The organism is Mesorhizobium sp. M2A.F.Ca.ET.067.02.1.1 (assembly GCF_004023285.1).
Lineage (GTDB): Bacteria > Pseudomonadota > Alphaproteobacteria > Rhizobiales > Rhizobiaceae > Mesorhizobium.
In genome coordinates this window covers 1-454 of the sequence record NZ_RZSB01001429.1, presented here as the reverse complement: position 1 = coordinate 454, position 454 = coordinate 1, and the positions used below count along the sequence as shown (strand labels likewise).

Annotated in this window: 2 pseudogenes; both read left to right on the top strand. The window is 64.3% G+C overall.

From position 1 onward, the window contains the following. Positions 1–115: pseudogene (locus EOA28_RS40780) on the top strand (AraC family transcriptional regulator); the annotation flags it as partial. A gap of 91 nt (positions 116–206) precedes the next feature. Further along, positions 207–454 (top strand): annotated as a pseudogene (locus EOA28_RS38180) (glyoxalase); the annotation flags it as partial.

Sequence of the window (454 nt, the reverse complement as noted above, 5' to 3'; positions counted from 1 at the left end):
GATACTATGCGAGCGCGGTTGGCGTCTCGCCGCCGATTGCGGCTATGCTGACCAGGCGCATCTGGTGCGCGAATTCCGCGATCTCGCCGGCGAGACGCCAACCGCGCTCGCATAGTATCTTTCTCCACCGAGGTAACATTTCTTCAAGACGCCGCGGCGGCCTTCGCCGAGACTGGATACCATCAACCGACACCAGGGAGATTGCCATGTCGACCGCGAACGAAGCACCTCGTCTCTACCCCGCTCTGCGCTACAGGAATGCCGCCGGAATGATCGACTGGCTGTGCGACGCCTTCGGCTTCACCGTGCGCGCCCGCTATGGCGAGGGCGACGTCGTGCATCACGCCGAGCTCGTCTTCGGCGCCTCGATGATCATGCTCGGCACCGCGCGTGACGACGACTACGGCAAGATGGTCGGCGAGCCGGGCGCCGGCGGCGGCAAGTCGATCTATGT